The sequence below is a fragment of the Bacteroides sp. MSB163 genome (assembly GCF_036416795.1).
Taxonomy (GTDB): Bacteria; Bacteroidota; Bacteroidia; order Bacteroidales; family Bacteroidaceae; genus Bacteroides; species Bacteroides maternus.
This window is the reverse complement of the sequence record NZ_CP143867.1, coordinates 4,995,316-5,018,306: the sequence shown is the minus strand read 5'-3', so window position 1 is coordinate 5,018,306 and position 22,991 is coordinate 4,995,316. Positions and strand designations below refer to the sequence as shown.

Annotated in this window: 19 protein-coding genes, 7 tRNA genes and 1 pseudogene; 20 read left to right on the top strand and 7 right to left on the bottom strand. The window is 41.8% G+C overall.

Going from position 1 to position 22,991, the window contains the following annotated elements; genetic code table 11:
* The first annotated feature begins 2 nt into the window (after positions 1-2).
* From VYM24_RS19520 to VYM24_RS19485, 8 genes are all read left to right on the top strand, one after another.
* Positions 3-2,303 (top strand): ATP-dependent helicase, encoded by a 2,301-nt coding sequence (locus VYM24_RS19520; protein ID WP_291551447.1) that lies wholly within the window; start codon positions 3-5, stop codon positions 2,301-2,303.
* A gap of 10 nt (positions 2,304-2,313) precedes the next feature.
* A complete protein-coding gene (gene nspC, locus VYM24_RS19515; RefSeq protein ID WP_291551448.1) occupies positions 2,314-3,456 on the top strand; it encodes a carboxynorspermidine decarboxylase in 1,143 nt (380 codons plus the stop codon).
* Positions 3,457-3,566: 110 nt separating this feature from the next.
* Positions 3,567-3,639, top strand: a tRNA-Gly gene (locus tag VYM24_RS19510).
* A 27-nt stretch (positions 3,640-3,666) separates the two neighbouring features.
* Positions 3,667-3,748 (top strand) — tRNA-Leu (locus tag VYM24_RS19505).
* Between the two features lie 46 nt (positions 3,749-3,794).
* Positions 3,795-3,878, top strand: a tRNA-Leu gene (locus tag VYM24_RS19500).
* Between the two features lie 15 nt (positions 3,879-3,893).
* A tRNA-Gly gene (locus VYM24_RS19495) sits at positions 3,894-3,966 on the top strand.
* 33 nt (positions 3,967-3,999) lie between these two features.
* Positions 4,000-4,081 (top strand) — tRNA-Leu (locus VYM24_RS19490).
* Between the two features lie 31 nt (positions 4,082-4,112).
* A tRNA-Gly gene (locus tag VYM24_RS19485) sits at positions 4,113-4,188 on the top strand.
* Positions 4,189-4,250: 62 nt separating this feature from the next.
* Here VYM24_RS19485 and VYM24_RS19480 read toward each other — a convergent pair.
* Complete coding sequence (locus VYM24_RS19480; protein ID WP_291551450.1) at positions 4,251-4,853, bottom strand: DUF4923 family protein; 603 nt, start codon at positions 4,851-4,853, stop codon at positions 4,251-4,253.
* A 12-nt stretch (positions 4,854-4,865) separates the two neighbouring features.
* Entirely contained in the window at positions 4,866-5,471 is a 606-nt protein-coding gene (yihA, locus tag VYM24_RS19475) for a ribosome biogenesis GTP-binding protein YihA/YsxC (protein WP_044270330.1), read from the bottom strand.
* A 158-nt stretch (positions 5,472-5,629) separates the two neighbouring features.
* Between yihA and recR the strand changes: the two genes are divergently transcribed.
* From recR to VYM24_RS19455, 4 genes are read left to right on the top strand one after another with little or no spacing between them, the layout of a single operon-like run.
* Positions 5,630-6,247, top strand: coding sequence for a recombination mediator RecR (gene recR, locus VYM24_RS19470; protein ID WP_330940690.1), 618 nt, complete (start codon positions 5,630-5,632; stop codon positions 6,245-6,247).
* A gap of 33 nt (positions 6,248-6,280) precedes the next feature.
* The gene (locus VYM24_RS19465) at positions 6,281-6,739 is read left to right on the top strand and encodes a hypothetical protein (RefSeq protein ID WP_291551452.1); all 459 of its coding nucleotides are present in this window, start codon (positions 6,281-6,283) and stop codon (positions 6,737-6,739) included.
* Positions 6,736-7,944 (top strand): glycosyltransferase family 2 protein, encoded by a 1,209-nt coding sequence (locus tag VYM24_RS19460; RefSeq protein WP_330940689.1) that lies wholly within the window; start codon positions 6,736-6,738, stop codon positions 7,942-7,944. The genes VYM24_RS19465 and VYM24_RS19460 overlap by 4 nt, the downstream gene beginning before the upstream one ends.
* Positions 7,945-7,946: 2 nt before the next feature.
* Positions 7,947-8,480, top strand: coding sequence for a GNAT family N-acetyltransferase (locus VYM24_RS19455; RefSeq protein ID WP_291551455.1), 534 nt, complete (start codon positions 7,947-7,949; stop codon positions 8,478-8,480).
* Here the strand turns inward: VYM24_RS19455 and VYM24_RS19450 are convergent.
* Positions 8,477-9,070: a YqgE/AlgH family protein gene (locus tag VYM24_RS19450; protein ID WP_291551457.1), complete on the bottom strand. Its 594-nt coding sequence runs from the start codon at positions 9,068-9,070 to the stop codon at positions 8,477-8,479. The two genes, VYM24_RS19455 and VYM24_RS19450, sit on opposite strands and share 4 nt — an antisense overlap.
* 279 nt (positions 9,071-9,349) lie before the next feature.
* On the opposite strand from VYM24_RS19450, the gene VYM24_RS19445 reads away from it, so the two are divergent.
* Both VYM24_RS19445 and VYM24_RS19440 read left to right on the top strand, forming a co-directional pair.
* Positions 9,350-12,322 carry a SusC/RagA family TonB-linked outer membrane protein gene (locus VYM24_RS19445; protein WP_330942278.1) on the top strand — a complete coding sequence of 991 codons (2,973 nt, stop codon included), beginning with the start codon at positions 9,350-9,352 and terminating at the stop codon, positions 12,320-12,322.
* Between the two features lie 20 nt (positions 12,323-12,342).
* Positions 12,343-13,923, top strand: a complete 1,581-nt coding sequence (locus tag VYM24_RS19440) for a SusD/RagB family nutrient-binding outer membrane lipoprotein (RefSeq protein ID WP_330940688.1) — start codon at positions 12,343-12,345, stop codon at positions 13,921-13,923.
* Between the two features lie 18 nt (positions 13,924-13,941).
* Here the strand turns inward: VYM24_RS19440 and VYM24_RS19435 are convergent, their stop codons facing one another.
* Entirely contained in the window at positions 13,942-15,255 is a 1,314-nt protein-coding gene (locus VYM24_RS19435) for a pyridoxal phosphate-dependent aminotransferase (protein WP_330940687.1), read from the bottom strand.
* A 199-nt stretch (positions 15,256-15,454) separates the two neighbouring features.
* Between VYM24_RS19435 and VYM24_RS19430 the strand changes: the two genes are divergently transcribed.
* Positions 15,455-15,528 (top strand) — tRNA-Asp (locus tag VYM24_RS19430).
* A 223-nt stretch (positions 15,529-15,751) separates the two neighbouring features.
* Here VYM24_RS19430 and VYM24_RS19425 read toward each other — a convergent pair.
* The 3 genes and pseudogenes from VYM24_RS19425 to VYM24_RS25430 all read right to left on the bottom strand — a co-directional run.
* Entirely contained in the window at positions 15,752-16,072 is a 321-nt protein-coding gene (locus tag VYM24_RS19425) for a hypothetical protein (protein ID WP_022209107.1), read from the bottom strand.
* 169 nt (positions 16,073-16,241) lie between these two features.
* Entirely contained in the window at positions 16,242-17,087 is an 846-nt protein-coding gene (locus tag VYM24_RS19420; protein ID WP_299093138.1) for an alpha/beta hydrolase, read from the bottom strand.
* Positions 17,088-17,372: 285 nt separating this feature from the next.
* Positions 17,373-17,498, bottom strand: a pseudogene (locus VYM24_RS25430) (hypothetical protein); the annotation flags it as partial.
* 992 nt (positions 17,499-18,490) lie between these two features.
* Here VYM24_RS25430 and VYM24_RS19415 point away from each other — a divergent pair.
* From VYM24_RS19415 to VYM24_RS19395, 5 genes are all read left to right on the top strand, one after another.
* Positions 18,491-18,886 carry a hypothetical protein gene (locus VYM24_RS19415; RefSeq protein WP_044270291.1) on the top strand — a complete coding sequence of 132 codons (396 nt, stop codon included), beginning with the start codon at positions 18,491-18,493 and terminating at the stop codon, positions 18,884-18,886.
* A gap of 1 nt (position 18,887) precedes the next feature.
* Positions 18,888-20,180, top strand: coding sequence for a DUF3440 domain-containing protein (locus VYM24_RS19410; protein ID WP_291551467.1), 1,293 nt, complete (start codon positions 18,888-18,890; stop codon positions 20,178-20,180).
* A complete protein-coding gene (locus tag VYM24_RS19405) occupies positions 20,177-20,710 on the top strand; it encodes an IbrB-like domain-containing protein (RefSeq protein ID WP_217716214.1) in 534 nt (177 codons plus the stop codon). Before VYM24_RS19410 ends, VYM24_RS19405 begins: the two co-directional genes overlap by 4 nt.
* A 163-nt stretch (positions 20,711-20,873) precedes the next feature.
* Entirely contained in the window at positions 20,874-21,812 is a 939-nt protein-coding gene (locus tag VYM24_RS19400; protein ID WP_299093143.1) for a UDP-glucuronic acid decarboxylase family protein, read from the top strand.
* Between the two features lie 36 nt (positions 21,813-21,848).
* A complete protein-coding gene (locus tag VYM24_RS19395) occupies positions 21,849-22,976 on the top strand; it encodes an ATP-binding response regulator (RefSeq protein WP_291551469.1) in 1,128 nt (375 codons plus the stop codon).
* The last annotated feature ends 15 nt before the right edge of the window (positions 22,977-22,991 follow it).

The window sequence follows — 22,991 nt, the reverse complement described above, 5'->3', positions numbered from 1 at the left end:
ACATGAATGCGAATTATATCGAAGAATTGAATGAAGGACAGCGTGCTGCAGTGCTCTACAACGAGGGTCCGTCGCTGGTTATAGCCGGTGCAGGTTCCGGAAAGACACGGGTGCTGACCTACAAGATAGCATATTTGTTGGAGAATGGTTATCAGCCATGGAATATATTGGCTTTGACCTTTACCAATAAAGCTGCCCGTGAAATGAAAGAACGTATTGCCCGGCAGGTGGGAGATCAACGGGCACGTCATTTATGGATGGGTACGTTCCACTCCATATTTCTACGTATTCTGCATGCGGAAGCTGCGAATATTGGTTTTACCTCACAGTTTACTATCTATGATACGGCAGATAGTAAAAGTCTGGTACGCTCTATCATAAAAGAAATGGGGCTGGATGAGAAAGTCTACAAACCGGGTAGTGTGCAGGCACGCATCTCGAATGCGAAGAACCACTTGGTTTCTCCTGCGGGGTATGCCTCTAATAAGGAGGCTTATGAAGGTGATTGTGCTGCCAAGATGCCTGCGGTCCGGGATATTTACCATCGTTATTGGGATCGTTGCAGGCAGGCGGATGCCATGGATTTTGATGATTTGCTCTTTTATACTTTTATTCTCTTCAGAGATCATCCCGAAGTATTGGTACGCTATCAGGAACAGTTCCGCTATATTCTGGTAGATGAATATCAAGATACCAACTATGCCCAGCACAGCATTGTGTTGCAGTTGGCAAAGGATCACCAGCACGTGTGTGTGGTAGGGGATGATGCGCAGAGTATCTATTCTTTCCGGGGAGCAGATATTGACAATATATTGTATTTTACAAAAGTGTACCCCAATACGAAAGTATTCAAACTGGAACAGAACTATCGGTCTACGCAAACCATTGTCTGCGCTGCCAACAGCCTGATTGAAAAGAATGAGAGACAGATACGCAAGGAGGTCTTTTCTGAAAAGGAGAAAGGGGAAGCAATCGGTGTGTTTCAGGCATATAGTGATGTGGAAGAAGGAGATATTGTAGTCAATAAGATTGCTGAGTTGCGCCGTTCGGAGCATTACGCCTATTCTGATTTTGCCATACTTTATCGGACCAATGCGCAGAGCCGTGTATTTGAGGAAGCTATGCGTAAGCGGGGTATGCCTTATCGCATTTATGGTGGTCTATCCTTCTATCAACGTAAAGAGATTAAGGATGTGATAGCTTACTTCCGGCTGGTGGTCAATCCCAATGATGAAGAAGCATTCAAACGTATTATCAATTATCCGGCCCGTGGTATCGGAGATACGACGGTAGGTAAAATTATTACTGCTGCTACGGAAAACAATATCAGTCTTTGGGCTGTGCTTTGTGAGCCGCTGACATACGGATTGAATTTCAATAAAGGCACGCACTCTAAACTGCAAGGTTTCCGTGAACTGATTGGTGGATTTATAGAAGGGGTAGTGGAGAAGAATGCCTATGAGATTGGTACGGAAATCATCCGTCAGTCCGGTATTATTAATGATGTCTGCCAAGATAATTCACCGGAAAATCTTAGCCGCAAAGAGAATATTGAGGAATTAGTGAATGGTATGAGCGATTTCTGTGCTTTGCGCATGGAAGAGGGTAATCCGAATATTTCACTGACGGACTTTTTATCGGAAGTATCATTGCTGACTGATCAGGACTCGGACAATGGGGATGATGAGAAAATAACGCTTATGACCGTTCATTCTGCCAAAGGACTGGAATTTAGAAATGTATTTGTGGTGGGAATGGAAGAAAATCTTTTCCCCAGTGGTATGGTCGGAGATTCTCCCCGTGCGTTGGAAGAGGAGAGGCGTTTGTTTTATGTGGCTATCACTCGCGCGGAAGAACATTGTTTCCTTTCGTACGCACGTACTCGTTTCCGTTATGGGAAAATGGAATTTGGTAGTCCCAGTCGTTTTCTGAAAGATATCGACGTCCGCTTCCTCCGCTTGTCTCAGGACGCGGGGATTGGTAGTTCCCGTTCACCTCATGTTCGTGAATCATTGTATAATACGGAAAAAGAAACTCCGCAGCGTTCCAAACAGCAGATTATTGCTCCAAGTGTTCCGCGCAATCTGAAACGGGTGACTCCGGCAATCTCTTCCTCTGCACCCACCTCGGCTTCTGTAATGGCTGTGCAGCCGGGACAACTGATCGAGCATGAACGTTTCGGTCTGGGAGAAGTGATGAAAGTGGAAGGGCAGGGCGATAATGCCAAAGCTACCATTCATTTCAAAAATGCGGGCGACAAACAACTTTTATTGCGCTTTGCCCGTTTTAAGATCATTGGTTAAAAAAGAAAATATGATAGATTTCAATTGTTTCCCTTCTCCGTGCTATATCATGGATGAAGAATTGCTGAGAAAAAACCTCACCCTTATAAAAAATGTTGCTGACCGTGCCGGAGTAGAGATTATCCTGGCATTTAAGTCTTTTGCCATGTGGCGCTCGTTTCCCATATTTAGGGAATACATAGAGCATTCTACAGCAAGTTCGGTTTACGAGGCACGTCTGGCACTGGAAGAATTCGGCAGTAAGGCGCATACTTATTCTCCCGCTTATACGGAAGCTGATTTTCCTGAAATCATGCGTTGTAGTAGTCATATAACTTTTAATTCTTTGTCGCAGTTCTGTCGTTTCTATCCAAAGGTAGTGAAAGAGGGGAGTGGCATTTCTTGCGGTATTCGTATCAATCCGGAATATTCCGAAGTGGAAACGGAACTTTATAATCCCTGTGCTCCCGGCACCCGTTTCGGTATGACGGCGGATTTATTGACTGAGGTCCTGCCGCAAGGTATTGAAGGTTTCCACTGTCATTGTCATTGCGAATCTTCATCTTATGAACTGGAACGGACATTAATGCATCTGGAAGAAAAATTCTCTCGTTGGTTTCCGCAAATCAAGTGGTTGAATCTGGGAGGTGGTCATCTGATGACGCGTAAAGATTATGACGTGGAGCATCTTATTGAACTGCTGAAAGATTTGCGTGCCCGTCATCCTCATTTGCGTATTATCCTTGAACCTGGTTCTGCCTTTACTTGGCAAACCGGCGTATTGGTTTCTGAAGTAGTAGATATTGTAGAAAGTCGTGGTATCCGTACTGCCATTCTTAATGTGAGTTTTACCTGTCATATGCCCGACTGTCTTGAAATGCCTTACCAGCCTGCCGTACGTGGCGCTGAGATGGGAAATAATGGTGGTTGTCATGTGTATCGCCTGGGTGGAAATTCATGTTTGAGTGGTGACTATATGGGCGACTGGAGCTTCGACCATGAATTGCAAATCGGAGAACGTATTGTTTTCGAAGACATGATACATTATACTATGGTGAAAACAAATATGTTCAATGGAATTCACCATCCTGCTATCGCTATGTGGACCAAAGAGAGGAAAGCTGATATTTTCAAGCAATTTTCTTACGAAGATTATCGCGACAGAATGAGTTGATAATCAAAAGCCTGCCGCTTTCGCATGGTAAATGTGTATTTTTCTTCGCGAAAAAAATAAGCGGAATGTTTGCAGGTTTGGAGAAAATATCTACCTTTGCAACCGCAAACGCGGAAATAGCTCAGTTGGTAGAGCATAACCTTGCCAAGGTTAGGGTCGCGAGTTCGAGTCTCGTTTTCCGCTCAAGTACATAGATTGCAATTACCTAATGCCCAGGTGGCGGAATTGGTAGACGCGCACGTTTCAGGTGCGTGTGTCGAGAGGCATGCAGGTTCGAGTCCTGTTCTGGGCACGTTAGGTGAGGCAAGTTTTAGTTCTTTGAAGGTATGAGATAGTATGGAGAGGTGGCGGAATTGGTAGACGCGCTACTTTGAGGTGGTAGTGACAGGAATGTTGTGGGAGTTCGAGTCTCCTCCTCTTCACACGATTATCATAATGCGGAAATAGCTCAGTTGGTAGAGCATAACCTTGCCAAGGTTAGGGTCGCGAGTTCGAGTCTCGTTTTCCGCTCATTTTTTTGTTTTTGTCTGGATGACTGATAATGCCCAGGTGGCGGAATTGGTAGACGCGCACGTTTCAGGTGCGTGTGTCGAGAGGCATGCAGGTTCGAGTCCTGTTCTGGGCACTTTCTCTTTGTGAAAAGAGAGTCATCTAATGCGGAAATAGCTCAGTTGGTAGAGCATAACCTTGCCAAGGTTAGGGTCGCGAGTTCGAGTCTCGTTTTCCGCTCCATTGAGAATAAAAAAGTCCCGTAAACATTATGTTTACGGGACTTTTTTTATTGATATTCCGTTTTATTCTTTCTTCTCAAGTGAGAAACCTAACATCATGCCGTCGTAGCTACTTGCCAGTGAACTGATTGTTTTCAGCGTTGCATTGCTGCTCTTGCTGGAAAGGAAAGTGATTAGCTTTAGTAGTTTATCTGATTCAAACAGTAAATCCATGCTGCCGGATGTACAGTTAACTTTGGCATTCATGTTTATCAGTCTGACGAACTTCATGGTTACATGCTTTTCGGTGGCGTCATATACATAAGTCCCCTTCAGAGTTTTGGCTCCCAGTTTAGCGTTGAAAGTGCTGTCGGCATTGAAGGTAAAACTCATTTGTCCGGGTTTGATACCCACTTTGCTCAGTTGCTCATTGAGTTTGGCTTCGGCAGTGGTAGCGGCAACGGCTCCACCGGCTTTCATCAACAGGTTGTCTGATTCGAATTCGATAGCAGCACCGGTATACGACCATGTACCTGTCATATCAACAGTATTCTTGCCTGTAACAGCGCTGACTACTTTTTCTACATTTTCTTTGTTGAATAAATCTTTTAGCGATTGTGCCCGGCTATTGGCCGACACAAGAAGTAAGGTGGCAATAAATGCCAGTGAAAATACACTCTTTTTCATATTTATATTACTTTATTTGGTATTCAATTCTTTATTAATGCTCTCGATATAATCTAATAACTCTTTTTTGCCCATTCTGTTCTCAGAAGAGGTCACAAAATAAGGGGGAAGTTCTTCCCATTGCTCTTTTAGTTTTTTCAGATACTGCTGGATATTGGTGTTCAGCCTGCCGCCTTTCAGCTTATCCCCTTTGGTAAAGACAATGGAGAAAGGTACTCCGTGCTCGCCCAGCCATCCCATGAATTCGATATCGATGACTTGTGGTTCAAGCCGTGAGTCGATAAGCAGGAAGAGATTGGTCATCTGTTCACGTTCCAGAATATAATCTTCGATGATACGCTGTATTTGTGATTTTCCTTTTTGTCCGCGTCTGGCATAACCATAGCCAGGTAGATCGACGATGTACCAGCTTTTGTTAATAAGGAAATGATTGATGAGCATAGTCTTTCCCGGAGTGGCGGAAGTCATGGCAAGTCCTTTACGCCCTGTCAGCATATTGATGAGGCTGGATTTTCCAACGTTGGAACGTCCGATAAAGGCGTATTCAGGGAATATCCCGGGGGGACATTTTTTCACATCTGTATTACTAATGACAAATTCAGCGCTTGTAATCTCCATTTTTATGTCAAATTTAGAAAGTTTCTTACTCTTTTTCTTTTTTTCTGCGTATGCAAAGGTAGTACTTATTTCAAAATTTCGCATAACTTTTTCATGCTTGCATGAAAGTTCTGCACTCAATTTGCATTATCTTTGCCGCCAACAGTTGATTTTTTAGTATGAACGGACAATTTTCCTCGATATTATTGGAGAAGGCGGTGAGCGAGTTTGCCAAACTGCCAGGAGTGGGGCGGAAGACGGCTATGCGCCTGGTACTACACCTTCTGAGACAAGATACGGCAGTGGTAGAAGCCTTTGGTAACGCTATTGTTACACTGAAGCATGAAGTGAAATATTGCAAGGTTTGCCACAATATTTCAGATACGGAAACTTGCCGTATTTGTGCCAATCCGCAGCGGGATGCATCTACGGTTTGTGTTGTAGAGAATATCCGCGATGTCATGGCGGTAGAAGCGACGCAACAATTCCGTGGACTATATCACGTCTTGGGTGGTGTTATTTCACCAATGGACGGGGTAGGTCCGGGTGACTTGCAGATAGAAAGTCTTGTGCGGCGTGTGGCTGCCGGTGTAATCAAGGAGGTGATCCTGGCACTCAGCACTACGATGGAAGGTGACACAACTAACTTCTATATTTATCGTAAGCTTGAAAAGATGGGGGTAAAGCTAAGTGTGATTGCCCGTGGCATTTCGGTGGGCGATGAGTTGGAATATGCGGACGAAGTCACTCTGGGACGTAGTATTGTAAACCGGACGCTTTTTACGGGAACGAATTAAATTATTGTTATTAAGTTTATTGTTTATAAGAGAATGGAAGAACAGATAAAACACGTTGCGAGTCGTTTAAAAGTAATATTTATCAGTTTCTGGTTGCTGCCGGTGATATGGATCATAGTAGGTGAAACCGGTGGAGATTGGGTAGGTATATATGCCGCTGATGTCCGTACGACTTATTTTGCAGAAACGTTGTCTATTTTGCTGGTTGCCGCTTGCGTGCCGGTTTCTCTGAAACTTTTCGCCTGGGTGCTGGTGCGGAAGATTGATAAAGTTAGTTTGCCTGAAGCTTTACGTTTATATTCTTTCTGGAGTAAAGTTCGGGTAGCTCTGCTTTCGCTGCCGGTATGGGTAGGCCTTGCAGTTTATTATCTTACATTGAGTAATAAAGGTTTGCTTTGTGCTTTTATTGCTCTTACGGCTTCGCTGTTCTGTTTGCCCGGTGAAGGACGCTTACGTAAAGAATTGCATATCAATAAAGAGGAGGAAGCATGAAATTCTCTGTTGTCATAGTCAATTACAATGTAAAGTATTATCTGGAACAGTGCCTCTGTTCCTTATACAAGGCTATTGACAATCTTTCAGCCGAAATTTTTGTAGTGGATAATGCGTCCGTCGATGATTCGGAGGCATACCTTACCGAACGCTTCCCGCGTATTACCTATATATATAATAAGGAGAATGTTGGTTTTGCCCGTGCTAACAACCAGGCCATTCGTCAAGCGAAGGGAGAATACGTGCTGTTGCTGAATCCTGATACAGTATTGCCGGAGCGGACTTTGGAAGAAGCGCTTCTGTTTATGGACGCTCATCCCCGTGCTGGAGCCGCCGGTGTGAAAATGCTGACGGATGACGGACGTTTTCTGCGGGAATCAAAGCGTGGATATCCTACTTTGGCAGCCACTTTTGGTAAACTGTCCGGCTTGGGAAAACTTTTCCCCCGTTCCAAAGGTTTAGGCGGGTATTATTGTAATGCCTTGGATGCGGATGCCATTCACCGGGTGGAAGTATTGGCAGGTGCATTCATGTTGCTGCGCCGTTCTGCATTGGAAAAATCCGGATTACTGGATGAAGACTTCTTTATGTATGGTGAAGATATAGATTTGTCCTGCCGGATTGAGGAGGCGGGATATGAAAATTACTACTTGCCTTATCCTATATTGCATTATAAGGGAGAAAGTACATCGAAAGATACCTATCACCATGTGCGTGTATTTTGTGGAGCAATGGATATTTTCTTTCGCAAGCATGGTAAACGTTATGGGCTCTTGGGGCATTGGATTGTCCGGATCGGTATCCATTTACAGATGTATATTCGTTTGCTGATGCTTTCTTTGAGACGTATATTCAGTTTCCCGGGGAAAAAAGCGAAAGTTCCCTTCCTTAAAGGACAAGCTTTCCCTCGTTTTCTTGTTTTCGGTGAAGAAGCCACTATTCATAGTTTGCGTGGACTTTTCAAACGTAACGGGCTGATCGGAAAGCATCATTTCGTTGTAGCGAACGAAGCATCTGCCGCTGATGGACATGCCAGTCCATTCATTTCGCTGAAAGGTTTCACGCATGTGGTGTATGATTGCCGTGCCTTTTCTTTTTCTACAATTATCCGCTTGCTGTCCCGCCATCGGAAAATGGGATTGCGTCTCGGAATTTATAATCCGGAAAGTCGCGTACTGGTGACTCCCGAAAAATGTTATCTCTGATCATGAAACATATTTATTTTGTAAACGAACGTATTCGCCTTCGTGCTATGGAACCGGAGGATCTGGAACTGATTTGTGAAATGGAAAACGATCCGCAACAGTGGGATATCAGTAACTTCACCGTACCCTATTCACGCTATGTGATGAAGCAATATATGGAGAATTCACAATGCGATATGTTTTCCGATAAGCAGCTACGTATGATGGTGGTGCGCCTTGAAGATCATGCTACGATAGGAACGATTGATATTACAGACTTTTCTCCGATGCATGCACGCGGAGAAGTGGGTATCGTTATCCGGAAAGAGTTTCGTGGTGCAGGCTATGCCAAAGATGCATTGACGCTACTTTGTGACTATGCTTTCGACTTTCTGCGTATGAAACAGTTGGTTGTTCATATTGCCACGGATAATGAGGCGAGCATGCGTTTGTTCGCCTCTTGCGGCTTTGTTCAGTGTGGGTTGTTAAAAGATTGGCTGTGTGTAGAAGGTTATTTCAAAGATGTTGCATTATTGCAGTGCATCCGGGCTGATTAGTTCAATGTGGGTATCTGCGGGAAGCGTGACCATGTTTGATATTTGCCTCCCAGTTCTCCCAAAACATTTTTCCAAAGTTCTGCGCTTCCCTTTTCATCCATAAGGGAAGCGATGTTTGTCGATCCTATCAGCCAAGTGTTTTCTTTAATTTCCTGACATAGCTGGTCATGTTCCCAGCCTGAATATCCCAAGAAGAAGCGTATCTTTCCGGTGATGTCATTGCCTTCCAAAATATAACGGCGGATGGCATCAAAATCTCCGTTCAGATAGAATCCTTTTCCTATTTGCAGAGAATCTTCTACACCTTTTAGTGTATGAAGGTAAAACAGCGTATCGGTACATAACGGGCCGCCTTTATAAATAGGTATATTTTCCACATTTTTGAATTCTTTCAATACGTCGTTGAGATATAACGGGAGAGGTTTGTTCAGCACCAATCCCATTGTACCATCCAGCGTATGGTCTACCAGCAAGATAATAGAACGTCCGAACATCTCGTCATAGAGGAAAGGTTCGGATATCAGTACTTTTCCACGTGAAGGTAATACGTGGTTCGTTTCAATTTTGAATATGTCTGTGTTAGTATCCATGCCACTAATATACAGACAAATCCTTTAAAAACAAATATTATTTCTCTTTTTTCACTGATAGAGTTTTTATATATGTTATATAACAGGTTTTTATTAGAGAGAAATTGGTTACTTTTGCAAATTGTTATCTCTTTATTGTAAATCATGAAATTGACTATCTATAATTATATCTGTTTTTTTGTTTTTGGTTGTTTTTTTTCGTATAGTAGTTCTTGTTGTGCTTTTGTTGCGGACGATGTGAACCATCGGCTTGAAGTACTTATCGCCCGGAAAAGTATAATGGGGCGTGTTGTAGATGGAGACGGTGTGCCTTTACCGGGAGCTACAGTGTTGGAAAAAGGTACTTCGAATGGTGGAGTGACGGATTTGGAAGGCAAATTTGCACTGACGGTTGCTGATGATGCGGTGCTGAGATTCTCTTTTATGGGATATAAGACGCGGGAGATAAGCGTAAAAGGATATACATTTCTGGATATTGTATTAGAGGAAGATGCGGTGGAACTGGATAAAATAGTTGTGACTGCATTGGGTATCGAAAAGAAGGAGCACTCTCTTTCCTATGCAATGAGCCAGGTGAAAAGTGAAGAACTGACACGGGTTAAAATGCCCAATCTGATAACTTCATTGACCGGTAAGGCTGCCGGTGTGCAGGTTAATCAGGTATCATCGGGACTGGGTGCTTCCGCTAAAGTAAACATTCGCGGAATCCGCTCGGTAGCCGGGGAGAACCAACCTCTTTATGTAATTGACGGTGTTCCTATGTTAAATTCAACTTCGGAACAGGCTTTCAGTGCCATTGGCGGAACTGCTAATGCAGGTAACCGCGATGGCGGTGACGGTATCTCAAACTTAAACTCGGAGGATATAGAAAGCATAAGTATTCTGAAAGGGGCTCCTGCAGCGGCACTTTATGGTAGCCAGGCAGGTAACGGTGTGATCTTGATTACGACCAAGAAAGGTAAATCACAAGGACAACGGAGCATATCATTTTCTACCAGTCTGATGTTCGATAAAGCATCTTCTTTACCCGAAATGCAAAGTCGTTATGGAGTAAGTGATGGGGTAGATAGTTGGGGGGAACGAAAAGACTTGCCGAAATACGATAATTTGAATGATTTCTTCTCTACCGGAGTGACTTCCATTACTTCCGTATCCGTAAGTCATGGCAATGAGAAATTGCAGAATTATTTTTCATATGCCAATACTACCGGTAAAGGGATTATTGATAAAAATCGCTTATCCAAGCATAATATTACATTCAGGGAAACTTCTGTGATGTTCAATAATCGTTTGAAACTGGATGGTAATGTGAACCTGATGCGACAGGTATCTAAAAACAAGCCGACAGTTGGCGGATTTTATATGAATCCGTTAGTGGGACTTTATCGGTTCCCCCGTGGAGAGGACTTGTCGTATTATAGGGATAATTTCGAAGTGTACGATGAAAGTAGAAATCTGAATATACAGAACTGGCATACTTCCTATGAAGATTTTGAGCAGAATCCGTATTGGATAACGAACCGCATACAAACTAAAGAAGTGCGTATGCATGCCATTGTCTCCTTATCGGCAAACTTGCAAGTAAATGACTGGTTGACGGTACAGGCCCGTGGCAATGTGGATTGCATTGACGATAAAGTCCGTCAGAAATTTTATGCTTCTACAGCTCCGGCGTTAGCCGGTGCTAACGGACGTTACCTGGAAATGGATTATCAGGATCTCCAGTTTTATGGTGACCTGATGCTTATGGTGAAGAAGAAATGGGGCTATTTCTCAGTAAATGGTGCATTGGGGGGAAGTATTACTGATAAGACTACTAATTCTACCCGTTATGATTCCAAAACAGCTTCTTTGTACTATGCCAATGTATTCACTCTGGCAAATATTATAATGAACGGTTCAGCAGCTCTTGATCAGAAAATTGATTCACACCGCCAGCTGCAATCGCTGTTTGCTACGGCGCAGGTGGGTTATAAAGAGAGTGCCTATATAGATTTGACGGCCCGTAATGACTGGTCTTCCACTTTATCACATACCAAGCACGAAGGCAGGGGATATTTTTATCCTTCAGTTGGTACTTCGTTGATCCTAAGTCGTCTGCTGACTTTACCTGAATGGGTGTCGTATGCAAAGGTGCGTGCAGCTTATAGTATGGTGGGAAATGATATTCCTTTGTATATTACGAATTCCGTTTCCCATATCACTGCCGGTGGTGAATATCTGGCGAATGATGCGGCACCTTTCAAGGAAATGGAACCGGAGATGAATTATTCGTGGGAAATTGGTGCGGAAGGACGTTTTCTGAATAGCCGTATCGGGTTTAATATCACTTTCTATAGAACAAATACTCATAACCAGTTTTTTAAATTGCCTACGCTGGCGGGTGACAAATATGCTTACCGCTATGTGAATGCCGGTAACATTCAGAATCAGGGATGGGAAATCGCATTGGACGCTACTCCTGTGATGGCAAAAGATTTTATGTGGAGTACTACTCTTAATTTTGCTTCTAACAGGAACAAAATAGTTGCTTTGCATGAAGATTTGAAAGAATTTGTTTATGGTCCCACCAGTTTCTCTTCCAGCTATGCCATGAAACTGATAAAAGGCGGATCGATTGGCGACATTTATGGAAAAGCTTTTGTCAGAGATGCTTCCGGTAATATTGTTTATGAGACGGAAGGGAATAATGCAGGATTGCCAAAAGTAGAAGGTGACGGGAATACGGTAAAAGTTGGAAACTCCAATCCGAAGTTCCAGCTGGGATGGAATCATACGCTTTCTTATAAGGACTTGTCTCTCTATTTCCTGGTAGATTGTCGTTACGGCGGTAAGGTGCTTTCGCAAACTCAGGCAGATATGGACTTGTATGGTGTATCGGAAATTACCGGAAAAGCCCGTGATGATGGTTATGTTATGCTGGAGGGGCAGCGGATAGAGAACGTGAAGGGATTCTATAAGATTGTAGGCGGACGCGCAGGGACAACGGAATATTATATGTATGATGCGACCAACATCCGGTTGAGAGAACTTTCATTGTCTTATCAGTTGCCTGCTTCCTGGATGGAAAAAACTAAAGTCCTGAAGAAAGCGCAGGTATCTTTTATAGCCCGCAATTTGTTTTTCCTTTATAAGAAGGCACCTTTTGATCCGGATCTGGTATTATCTACCGGTAATGATAATCAAGGTATTGATGTGTATGGGATGCCAACAACGCGCAGTTGGGGCTTTTCATTGAAGTGTGAATTTTAATGGGAGAGGGGAGGATTGATATGAAAAGATATAGTTGGATATTCGGTGCTCTGTTAGTTCTGGCTTCTTGCACGGGTGACTTTAAGGATATCAATACGGATTTATCTGGAATTACGGATGAAGATTTGCAGATTGATTATAATGAACATGGTATTCGTCTGGGAGTGATTCAGCAGGGCATTTACTTCAATTATGATTATGGAAAGGGTAAGAACTGGCCTTTCCAGTTGACGCAGAACCTGAATGCAGACATGTTCAGTGGATATATGCATGATGGAAAACCATTGAATGGAGGTAGCCATAATTCGGACTATAATTTGCAAGATGGTTGGAACAGTGCAATGTGGGGACATACCTACTCGTATATTTTTCCACAGATATACCAGTCGGAGAATGCAACGCGTGAGAAGCATCCCGGTTTCTTCGGAGTCACCAAAATTCTGAAAGTGGAAGTGATGCATCGCGTTACGGATTACTATGGTCCTATCATTTATTCACGGTTTGCTGACCCTAACGCAGAATATATGCCTGATACACAAGAAGCGGTTTATAAAGAGTTCTTTTGTGAATTAGATACGGCTGTGAGTACCCTTACCGGTTATGTGGGGTCAAATCCGGGAGCAGCTGAGTTTTCCCGTTTTGATATATTGATGGATGGCGAATACATTTCGTGGATAAGGTTTGCCAATTCGTTGAGAATGCGGCTTGCGATGCGAATAGCTACAGTGGATAGAGAGAAAGCCCGTTCAGAGTTCCTGAAAGCTTTTAATAATGAATATGGAACGTTGGAAGCGGAAAATGAACCGGTGGCGGTATCTACAAAGAAAGGGTATACCAATCCGTTGGGAGAACTCAATCTGGTGTGGAATGAAACTTATATGAGCGCTCCGATGGAGTCTATCATGAACGGTTATGAAGATCCTCGGCGTACAGTCTTTTTTACCACATGTCAGGATGAGTCGTTTAAAGGACAGTATCGTGGAATCCGGCAAGGGACTTGCTTCTCTCACAGCAATTATATGGGTCTGTCGAAACTGAAGACTACTCAGTCAACGGATGCGGTTCTTATGACTGCTGCTGAGGTATGGTTTCTGCGTGCCGAAGCCGCTTTGAGAAACTGGACGAGTGAAGATGCCGGTACATGCTATGAAAAAGGAATTACTTCCTCCCTGCATCAGTATGGTATCATGCAGACTGATTCGTATTTGAATAGTGATAAATTGCCAATTGATTTTGTAGATACATTTGATGCTGACAATAATATAAAAGCCTATTGTAAAGTCTCACCGAAGTGGATTGAAACAGCTGACCGGGATGCGAAGTTGGAGAAGATCATTACGCAGAAATGGCTGGCAATGTTTCCTGAAGGATGTGAAGCCTGGGCGGAACAGCGCAGAACCGGATATCCACGTCTTTTTCCTGTTCGTTTCAATCATAGTAAGGATGGCTGCGTTGATACGGAAATAATGATTCGCCGTTTAAACTTTCCCGGAGGATTACAAACGGAAAATCCGGAACAATACCGTGCATTGGTGAAAGCTTTGGGAGGAGATGATAATGCCGGTACCCGTTTGTGGTGGGATACCGGCACTAATTGGTAAGTTTTTTCTTTTATTCTATTATACCGGATGGTTTTCTGCAAAGATCGCCATCCGTTCTTCTAATTGTGCATATTGGTGATCCTGGATGAATGAAGTACAGGCACGCAAACCTTCCTGATGGCTACCAGTGGTAATCAGTGATATGGCGCTGACACCATAGTACATCAATTCCTTAGCCAGTTCGCCGCTGGTCATCCCCGGATAACCGATAGTAAAGTAGAAGCCGTCGGCTACGGGATTACCAAGGTCATTGTCATATACCAGATGAAAACCGTGGCGCAGGAAAATCTCTTTCAGTTTGTGAGCGCGTTCACCGTATATTTTCACTTCGTCAAGGAAGTTGTACCGTCCTTCGTTAGCAGCCTTCAGCATGGCGGCAAGCGCGTATTGTGCCGAATGACTCGTACCGGAGGAGAGGGCGTAGAGTACACGGTGAATGAATACTGTACCGAATGTACCGCCACCATAGCGTTTTGTCAATCCGGGATAAGAGCGGTGATAGAGCTTGTTTGAAATGCAGCTGACACCGATACGCTGTCCGGCATAGCTGAATGCTTTAGAGCCGGAAATAAGCAATACATAGTTGTCCGTATAATGTGCCACTGATGGTTGATAAGGTGCTTGGAATGGTTTGCTCAAATCTTGCCGGAAGTCCATAGCGAAGTAAGCCAGATCTTCCAGAACAATAACATCATATTGCGTAGCAAGTTCTCCGATGATACGTAGCTCTTCTTCTTTCAGGCAAATCCAGCTGGGATTGTTCGGGTTGGAATAGACGATAGCGGAGATATTCCCTTTCTTGAGGTAACTTTCCAGTTTCTCCTTCAATTTGTCGCCGCGGAAATCATATACATCGAAAGTCTCGAACTTTTGTCCCATAACGACTAGCTGTTGCTTCTGTACGGGAAATCCCGGGTCAATAAACAATATCGTATCTTTCTTTTCGTCACATTGACTGCAAGTGAGGAACGAAGCAAAGGTGCCTTGCATGGAGCCGGTAACAGGTACACAACCTTCCGGTTGCAAATCTACATTAATAAATGCTTTTATAAAACGTGAAGCTTCTTCTTTCAGTGCAGGCAATCCGTTGATGTCAGGATAAAGACTGGCAATTCCTTTTTGCAGAGCTTCTATTTCAGCTTTTACACCTACAGCCGAAGGGGGAAGTCCCGGCACACCCATTTCCATTTTTATAAATTCTATACCAGATTCAGCTTCTGCCTTGGCGGCAATCGCCTTTACTTCGCGGATGGTTGCTTTTCCAAAGTCTGCAATCTGAAATGTTTCGATGGTTTCGTCAATCAGTTTACGTTCAATAGGAGTATTTCTCATGGTTTTTCTCGCTTTTAATTGATTTTGATTTGTCATTCGAATTTTTTTTGCCACACAAAGGTAATATAAATATCTTATAATCAAGCCTACTTTAAAAAAGATGAAAAATATTTCTTTCAAGCTATTGCAGGTTTCAAAAAAACACCTACCTTTGCAACCGCAATCGAGAGAGAGAAAGCAATAAAAGAAATGAAATTATGGTGCGTTAGTTCAGTTGGTTAGAATACATGCCTGTCACGCATGGGGTCACGGGTTCGAGTCCCGTACGCACCGCTCAGTCCTAAATTAGAAGTCCTAATTCTGTTAAGAATTAGGACTTTTTTATTCTTTAAAAAGAAGGAAACATAATTGGGATATTAAACAATTTCAGAATCCTTTGCAAGAGAATTGCATAATACAATTGATGGTATATTAAAATATATATATCCCATATTATCATTACAATAATATGGGAGATATATAAAAATCCTATTGATAAAGTCTGTTGTATGATGTTTTATATATTCTTTTTCCAATGAAGAAATGAATTCTTATCGACTTTATCTTTTCCTATTAATTGCAGGTTGTAGGAGTTTAAGCCCGCATAGCGGTATTCGCCATAATTGATGCCACCCAGCAAATCTATGTTCAGAAATGCGCGGACAAGCTTCAAGCCGCATTTCTCTATTTTTTCGACTATACATTTTCCTCCTAAAAGGTTCATTAGTAGATAAGCTGAAACTTCGTAAGCACACCAGCCGCATTCTTCCAGATACAGATGGATGCAGCTTTCATTAGATTGTTCTTTTTCAAATACTTCAGAAACTTCTTTTTTCATGATAATCTATTTATTTATTTAGGTCTATATTATATGGTACGATCAATCGGAACTTACTTTTCCTATATTTAAAACAAACTTCCGGACCTACTGTTTTCCCAAGAGCTGAAACTATTCAGATTATTAACAGTATAAAAGAGAACATAACAAAATGCTATGTGTCTCTGTACTAACGCATGAACAAAGACTTCAGACCATCGAACATACCTGGAAGGGCTATTGTACCATGCACTTCATCCGGGAACTTTTTGTATATAGCACGCAGATGCTGGCTCTTCATCTCTGGAATGATTCTTTCTCCTAAACTGTCAGCCAATGCAAACTGGTCTAATTTCACATTAGGACGTTGGCGGGTAGCAAAGGCGACATAGAGTTGTTTTCCCGAAAAATCTTTCTGACCAACTTCTTTCTCGGCTTGCTTCAGGAAAACTCCCCGGTCCCACCATAAACTGGGATCTATTGCCATAAAGGTATCAAACGACTCAGGATAGTCGAGTAGAACCTGTAGGGTAAATAAACCTGCGTATGAATGTCCTACTAAGAAATTACGGCCGTTAGCAGAAACTTTTTTTTCTATTTCCGGGCGCAGCTCTTCAGTTAAGAAACGATAGAAAGCCTTCATTCCTCCACCTTTTGGAGTGTCTCCGGGCTGAATACTGCCATCCCGTCGTGCAGCCGAACTGGTAGGGGTGAAATCTCTGGTACGGTCTGTATTCAAAACAGCGACTACAACACAAGGGGGTAATGAAGAAACCCTTGAAGAAGCAAAGAAACGGGTAAAACCTACTACGGAATGGAAAAATACATCTCCATCCAATAAGTAGAGAACCGGGTAGTCTTTTTCTTCTTCACCCGGTTGTTTTTCCGGTTCATAAATCCAGTACATCCTTTCTTCATTCAGTATGTTGGAGAATAAAGAATGGCGGGTTCCTATATTAATAGAGTCCTTCCCTTGTACCGGTAGAGAAGACGTCCAAGCTATCGTAATAAGCAATACTATATAAAGACTTTTCATTTTATCTGATTCTTGTTACAAAGTTGGAAGAAAATATTGGTTTTATCAATCCCTACTTATGGGTATTTTGGGTAGGATTATTCGCCAAAGTTGGTCATAAATCTCTATCTTTTTCTTTTTTTGTTACACACTTCTACCATTACCCTAATTCAGACTTTTCTTTTTTGACGAATAAGTCGTTTGTAATCGGTTCTATATCAACCGTATAATAAGGCTACACCCTTTGTCTGGAATGGCTACACCCTTTTGTACTTAGGGCTACACCATCCGGACTAAAGGGTGTAGCTATCCTGATATTTGGCTAATGAGACAAAGGCATAGCTTCTCTTTGAAGTAAACAGTGTGTGATTTACTTTTATATCGTGATTTAATTCTTTTATAGTTGTAATATTCTATATATTCATCCAGAGAGAGCCTTCATGAAGGCTTCTGGTGATTCAAATTCTTTAGAATATAAAGCAATGTTATGTCGCATATAAAGCAATGCTTTTGAATAGAACATTGCTTCTTTTAGGACAAAACATTGCTTCTTAAAATACTATTGATATAATATTGGAAATATATTTACTAAATCAATCCTGATCGGCAAGGTTCTGGTGAGCAAATAGGGGTCATTTTGGTGTCAGGGTCACCTATACACGCATTTTTGGAGAGTGTATGGCTTGAATCTATTAGCAACTTATTGATTAATAGAGTATTATTTGTATTTTGTGTTTATACTTTTTATGTCTTTTCGCATGTTCTTCAATTCTCTCTTTTCTGCACTGTAAGAGTAGATGCTTAGATTGTGAAATATGTATACATATACCGTCTATGCGGAATTTTTTGTCGTAATTTGAGCTTGTTCTCTTTTTTTTCTTAAATATAAACATATCGATACTTCCTTTTTCTGTTTTTTTGCCTCCAAATGCGTGTATAGGTGACCCTGACCCCAAAATGACCCTAAAATGATATTTTTCTCTCGCTTAATATGTTGAATGTCAGTAGATAATGTTCCATTAATCCTTTCATTCAAGATTTGTCAGTAAATGGTTTTATGTCAGAAACAGAGCTGAATATTTCTATGTTAATGCTATGAAAATACATTACTTCTATCTGCTCTTTTCGGTAATCGGTTGAAAATGAAACTTTCTATTTTCATATAATTGATACGGAGCGAAGCGGCACAGATGTGAACCACGGTATCGCCGGGCAATGCATTAGATTGTGGCAACGACCTTGCCGACTAACTCAATAAGCAATTTTAGAGAAATATACTGTAGTTTAAGATTCATATGTTTAATAAATATAATTTTATTAATTTTCTCCATTCTTTATTGTCCCTATTCTTTTTTTATTTAATTTTGTCTGCACTATTTTATGTGGGAATGTAAGCTCAAACCATAATAAATAACAAATCAATAATGACACAAATAGTTGAATTAAAAGGTACGGAGAAACGGTTGTATCAACTGGTCGCTCCATTGGTTATGAATCCTGTAGTATTGAAACAGAACTATAATTATCCTTTTCGCACTTCGGAAAACTTTATATGGTTTGTTGCGGTGGAAGGAAAAGAAATAGTTGGCTTTATACCGCTGGAACATAAGAAATCGGAAGCAATTATTAATAACTATTATATAAAGGAGAATAATGCGGAAGTATTAAAAGCTCTTTTGGAGAAAGTTATAGACAGCACAGATGAAGATAAGCGTTTGAGCTCAGTTACATTTATTGAGCATCAAAGAGTATTCCAGGAATTAGGCTTTTCTGTGGAGAAAGAATGGAAACGCTATGTAAAAATGAATAAGGAGAAATAGAATGGGGGAGGCTCAGAAGAATGTATATGAATTAGCACAGGAACGGCTGCATATTATATTTAAAGAATTTGATAATATCTGTGTATCCTTTTCAGGAGGAAAAGACAGTGGTGTGTTATTGAATTTATGTATTGATTACATCCGGCGCAATAATCTGAAGCGTAAACTTTGTGTTTACCATATGGATTATGAAATCCAGTATAGCATGACTATCGATTACGTGGACCGTATTCTGGAAGCCAATAAGGATATTTTGGATGTATATCGTGTGTGCGTACCTTTCAAGGTAACCACCTGTACATCTATGTATCAGAATTATTGGCGTCCTTGGGATCCGGAACAGCGGGATATATGGGTACGGAAAATGCCGGAAGGCAGTATGACTGTAGAGGACTTCCCTTTTTATACGGATGCAATGTGGGACTACGAGTTTCAGATGCATTTTGCCAAATGGTTGCATACAAGAAAAGATGCGATACGATCCTGTTTCCTCATAGGTATTCGTACGCAGGAAAGTTTCAATCGCTGGCGCAGCATTCACCTTGCCCGGAAATATCAGATGTATCATAATTACCGGTGGACTTCTAAAATCGGAAATGATATCTTCAATGCTTATCCTGTTTTCGACTGGAAAACGACAGATATCTGGGTAGCCAATGGAAGGTTTGGCTGGGACTATAATCATTTATATGATTTATATTATAAAGCAGGTGTAAACATTGAGCGCCAGCGTGTAGCAAGCCCCTTCCTTTGTGAGGCTCAGGAAAGTCTTCGCCTTTATAAAGTGATTGATCCCAGTACATGGGGCAAGATGGTAGGCCGTGTTAATGGGGTGAACTTTACCGGAATTTATGGTGGAACACATGCTATGGGCTGGCAAAGCGTCCGCCTGCCGAAGGGGTATACCTGGAAAGAATTCATGCAATTTCTGCTCTCTACCTTACCCGAAACTACCCGGCGCAATTATTTGAAGAAACTGACTGTCAGTATTGAGTTTTGGCGTACAAAAGGCGGGTGTCTTGCTGAGGAGACCATTGAGAAACTAAGAAAAGCCGGGGTGTCATTGGAAGTGGTGAATACTACCAATTATAAGACGCATAAGAAGCCTGTTAAAATGGACTATCTGGATGATATAGACATTTCTGAATTTCGTGAAATCCCCACGTATAAGAGAATGTGTGTATGTATTCTGAAGAATGATCATGCTTGCAAATATATGGGTTTTGCCTTAAATAAGGAGGAAGCATACAAACGAGATAAAATAATGGAACAATTCAAAAATATGATGTTATGAGTGTAGATCAAAGTCCGGTATATGCCGTAAAAGCTGTGCCGGTGGAGAAAATAGTGGCGAATGATTATAATCCCAACATAGTGGCGCCACCTGAGATGAAATTACTGGAACTTTCTATTTGGGAGGATGGTTTTACGATGCCTTGCGTATGTTACTATGATAACGAAACCGACCGTTATATACTGGTAGACGGGTATCATCGTTATAGTGTATTGAGAAGCTCCAAGCGAATTTATCAGCGGGAAAACGGTTTGTTGCCTGTAGTGGTGATTGATAAAGAATTATCCAATCGAATGGCATCTACCATCCGGCATAACCGGGCACGAGGCTCGCACAATATCGAACTGATGTGTCACATCGTGGCCGAACTGGATAAAGCGGGTATGTCCGATCAATGGATTATGAAAAATATAGGCATGGATCGTGATGAACTTCTTCGTCTGAAGCAGATTTCCGGCTTGGCGGATTTGTTCTCGGATAAAAGTTTTAGTATTCCAAATCCGATTGAAACGCCGGTTCCCGAAGAATAAAATGCCCGTTTGGGGCATTTTTGTTTCTATTATGTTCTTTTGTTATCATTAACAAGTGAAATATCTTGTTACAAACTTGCATAAGTTAACCAAATCTCCTACTTTTGCCATCATAAACAAACGAATAGGTTTCATAAGTCTTCGGACATTATAAAAAACTTACATGAAAAATATATTGGTTAGCGGTGGTGCTGGTTTTATAGGGTCGCACTTATGCACACGGTTGATAAATGAAGGACATCATGTGATATGTCTTGACAATCTATTTACCGGCGCGGAAGCAAATATCGAGCATCTGAAAAGCAATTCTTTTTTTGAGTTTGTGCATCACGATGTGGAATTTCCCTATCATACCGAAACTCTTGATGAAATATACAATTTAGCTTGCCCGGCATCACCGATACATTACCAATATGATGCAATCAAAACGATTAAGACTTCTGTATTGGGAGCCATTAATATGCTGGGATTGGCAAAGAAGACGAATGCCAAGATTCTACAAGCTTCTACCAGTGAAATATATGGTGATCCGGTAGTGCATCCTCAGGTAGAAGATTATTGGGGAAACGTAAATCCAATAGGCATCCGTTCTTGTTATGATGAAGGGAAGCGCTGTTCTGAAACTTTGTTTATGGATTATCACCGGCAAAACAACATTCGTATTAAAATTATTCGTATCTTTAACACGTATGGTCCACGGATGCTGCCGAATGATGGAAGAGTGGTTTCCAATTTTGTGGTTCAGGCATTGCAGGATCATGATATAACTATCTATGGAACAGGAGATCAGACGCGAAGTTTTCAATATATCGATGACCTCATAGAGGGAATGGTGAGAATGATGAACACGGAGGATGAATTTATTGGTCCGGTGAACCTTGGAAATCCGAATGAATTTTCTATCCTCGAGTTAGCGGAAAAAGTGATTCAGTTGACAGGATCGAAGTCGAAGTTGGTGTTCAAACCACTTCCGCATGATGATCCTAAACAACGTCAGCCGGATATCACGCTGGCAAAAGAGAAGCTGAACTGGAAGCCTACCATTGAACTGGAAGACGGTTTGAAGCGGATTGTGGAATATTTTAAGGAATATCGTAAATAGATTATATAGATAAACGGGAAAACAATATTGTATAAGATGAATATGGAAATTAATCCTTCTGAGTACAAAATTCTCATCGTTGACGATGTGATGTCCAACGTATTATTGTTGAAGGTACTCTTGACAAATGAAAAATTTGCAATCGCTACGGCAAGTAACGGTCGGCAAGCATTAGAGCAGGTAGATAAGGAAAACCCGGATTTGGTGTTGCTGGACGTGATGATGCCGGATATGAGTGGTTTTGAGGTAGCGCAACATTTGAAAGCAAATCCCAAAACCGCAGATATTCCTATCATCTTCCTGACTGCACTGAACAGCACGACGGATATTGTAAAAGGTTTCCAGGTGGGAGCAAATGACTTTATCTCCAAACCTTTTAACAAGGAAGAGCTGATTATCCGTGTAACCCACCAGATTTCGTTGGTAGCTGCCAAACGTATTATTTTGAATAAGACCGAAGAACTGCAACGTACCATTGCGGGACGTGACAAACTTTATTCGGTGATTGCTCATGATTTACGGTCTCCTATGGGCTCCATCAAGATGGTGCTGAATATGTTGATACTGAATCTGCCGTCCGAGAAAATCGGTGCCGAGATGTATGAACTGCTGACAATGGCAAACCAGACGACAGAAGATGTATTCTCTCTGCTGGATAACTTGCTGAAGTGGACCAAGAGCCAGATTGGTAAGCTGAATGTAGTATATCAGGATATTGATGTAGTAGAAGTTGTGGATGGCGTGATCGACATATTCAATATGGTAGCCGGTATGAAGAAGATTACAATCCGTGAAGAGAAACCGGAGAAGTTAGCCGTATCTGCCGACATTGATATGCTGAAGACCGTAGTACGCAATCTGATAAGCAATGCTATTAAGTTTAGTAACGAGAACTCTGAGGTGCTGGTGAAACTGGAAGCGAAAGATGGTATGGCAATAGTCAGCGTGCAAGATCACGGTTGCGGTATTGACGAGGAAGGACAAAAGAAATTGCTGCATACCGATACACACTTCAGTACATTCGGCACCAACAACGAAGAAGGTTCCGGCTTGGGATTGTTGTTGTGCCAGGACTTTGTGGTGAAGAATGGTGGTAAGTTGTGGTTTACTTCGAAGAAGGGTGAAGGATCTATATTCAGTTTTTCAGTTCCGTTGAAAAAATAAATGATACAATAAAGA

Excerpts from the sequence above, each read along its gene's own strand:
- VYM24_RS19450 (WP_291551457.1), bottom strand. The coding sequence starts at position 9,070 with ATGGATACTAACACAGACATATTCAAAATTGAAACGAACCACGTATTA.
- VYM24_RS19435 (WP_330940687.1), bottom strand. The coding sequence starts at position 15,255 with ATGAGAAATACTCCTATTGAACGTAAACTGATTGACGAAACCATCGAA.
- VYM24_RS19395 (WP_291551469.1), top strand. The coding sequence starts at position 21,849 with ATGAATATGGAAATTAATCCTTCTGAGTACAAAATTCTCATCGTTGAC.
- VYM24_RS19480 (WP_291551450.1), bottom strand. The coding sequence starts at position 4,853 with ATGAAAAAGAGTGTATTTTCACTGGCATTTATTGCCACCTTACTTCTT.
- VYM24_RS19425 (WP_022209107.1), bottom strand. The coding sequence starts at position 16,072 with ATGAAAAAAGAAGTTTCTGAAGTATTTGAAAAAGAACAATCTAATGAA.
- VYM24_RS19460 (WP_330940689.1), top strand. The coding sequence starts at position 6,736 with ATGAAATTCTCTGTTGTCATAGTCAATTACAATGTAAAGTATTATCTG.
- VYM24_RS19400 (WP_299093143.1), top strand. The coding sequence starts at position 20,874 with ATGAAAAATATATTGGTTAGCGGTGGTGCTGGTTTTATAGGGTCGCAC.
- yihA (WP_044270330.1), bottom strand. The coding sequence starts at position 5,471 with ATGGAGATTACAAGCGCTGAATTTGTCATTAGTAATACAGATGTGAAA.
- VYM24_RS19440 (WP_330940688.1), top strand. The coding sequence starts at position 12,343 with ATGAAAAGATATAGTTGGATATTCGGTGCTCTGTTAGTTCTGGCTTCT.
- VYM24_RS19410 (WP_291551467.1), top strand. The coding sequence starts at position 18,888 with ATGGGGGAGGCTCAGAAGAATGTATATGAATTAGCACAGGAACGGCTG.
- nspC (WP_291551448.1), top strand. The coding sequence starts at position 2,314 with ATGATAGATTTCAATTGTTTCCCTTCTCCGTGCTATATCATGGATGAA.
- VYM24_RS19415 (WP_044270291.1), top strand. The coding sequence starts at position 18,491 with ATGACACAAATAGTTGAATTAAAAGGTACGGAGAAACGGTTGTATCAA.
- recR (WP_330940690.1), top strand. The coding sequence starts at position 5,630 with ATGAACGGACAATTTTCCTCGATATTATTGGAGAAGGCGGTGAGCGAG.
- VYM24_RS19465 (WP_291551452.1), top strand. The coding sequence starts at position 6,281 with ATGGAAGAACAGATAAAACACGTTGCGAGTCGTTTAAAAGTAATATTT.
- VYM24_RS19520 (WP_291551447.1), top strand. The coding sequence starts at position 3 with ATGAATGCGAATTATATCGAAGAATTGAATGAAGGACAGCGTGCTGCA.
- VYM24_RS19420 (WP_299093138.1), bottom strand. The coding sequence starts at position 17,087 with ATGAAAAGTCTTTATATAGTATTGCTTATTACGATAGCTTGGACGTCT.
- VYM24_RS19405 (WP_217716214.1), top strand. The coding sequence starts at position 20,177 with ATGAGTGTAGATCAAAGTCCGGTATATGCCGTAAAAGCTGTGCCGGTG.
- VYM24_RS19455 (WP_291551455.1), top strand. The coding sequence starts at position 7,947 with ATGAAACATATTTATTTTGTAAACGAACGTATTCGCCTTCGTGCTATG.
- VYM24_RS19445 (WP_330942278.1), top strand. The coding sequence starts at position 9,350 with ATGGGGCGTGTTGTAGATGGAGACGGTGTGCCTTTACCGGGAGCTACA.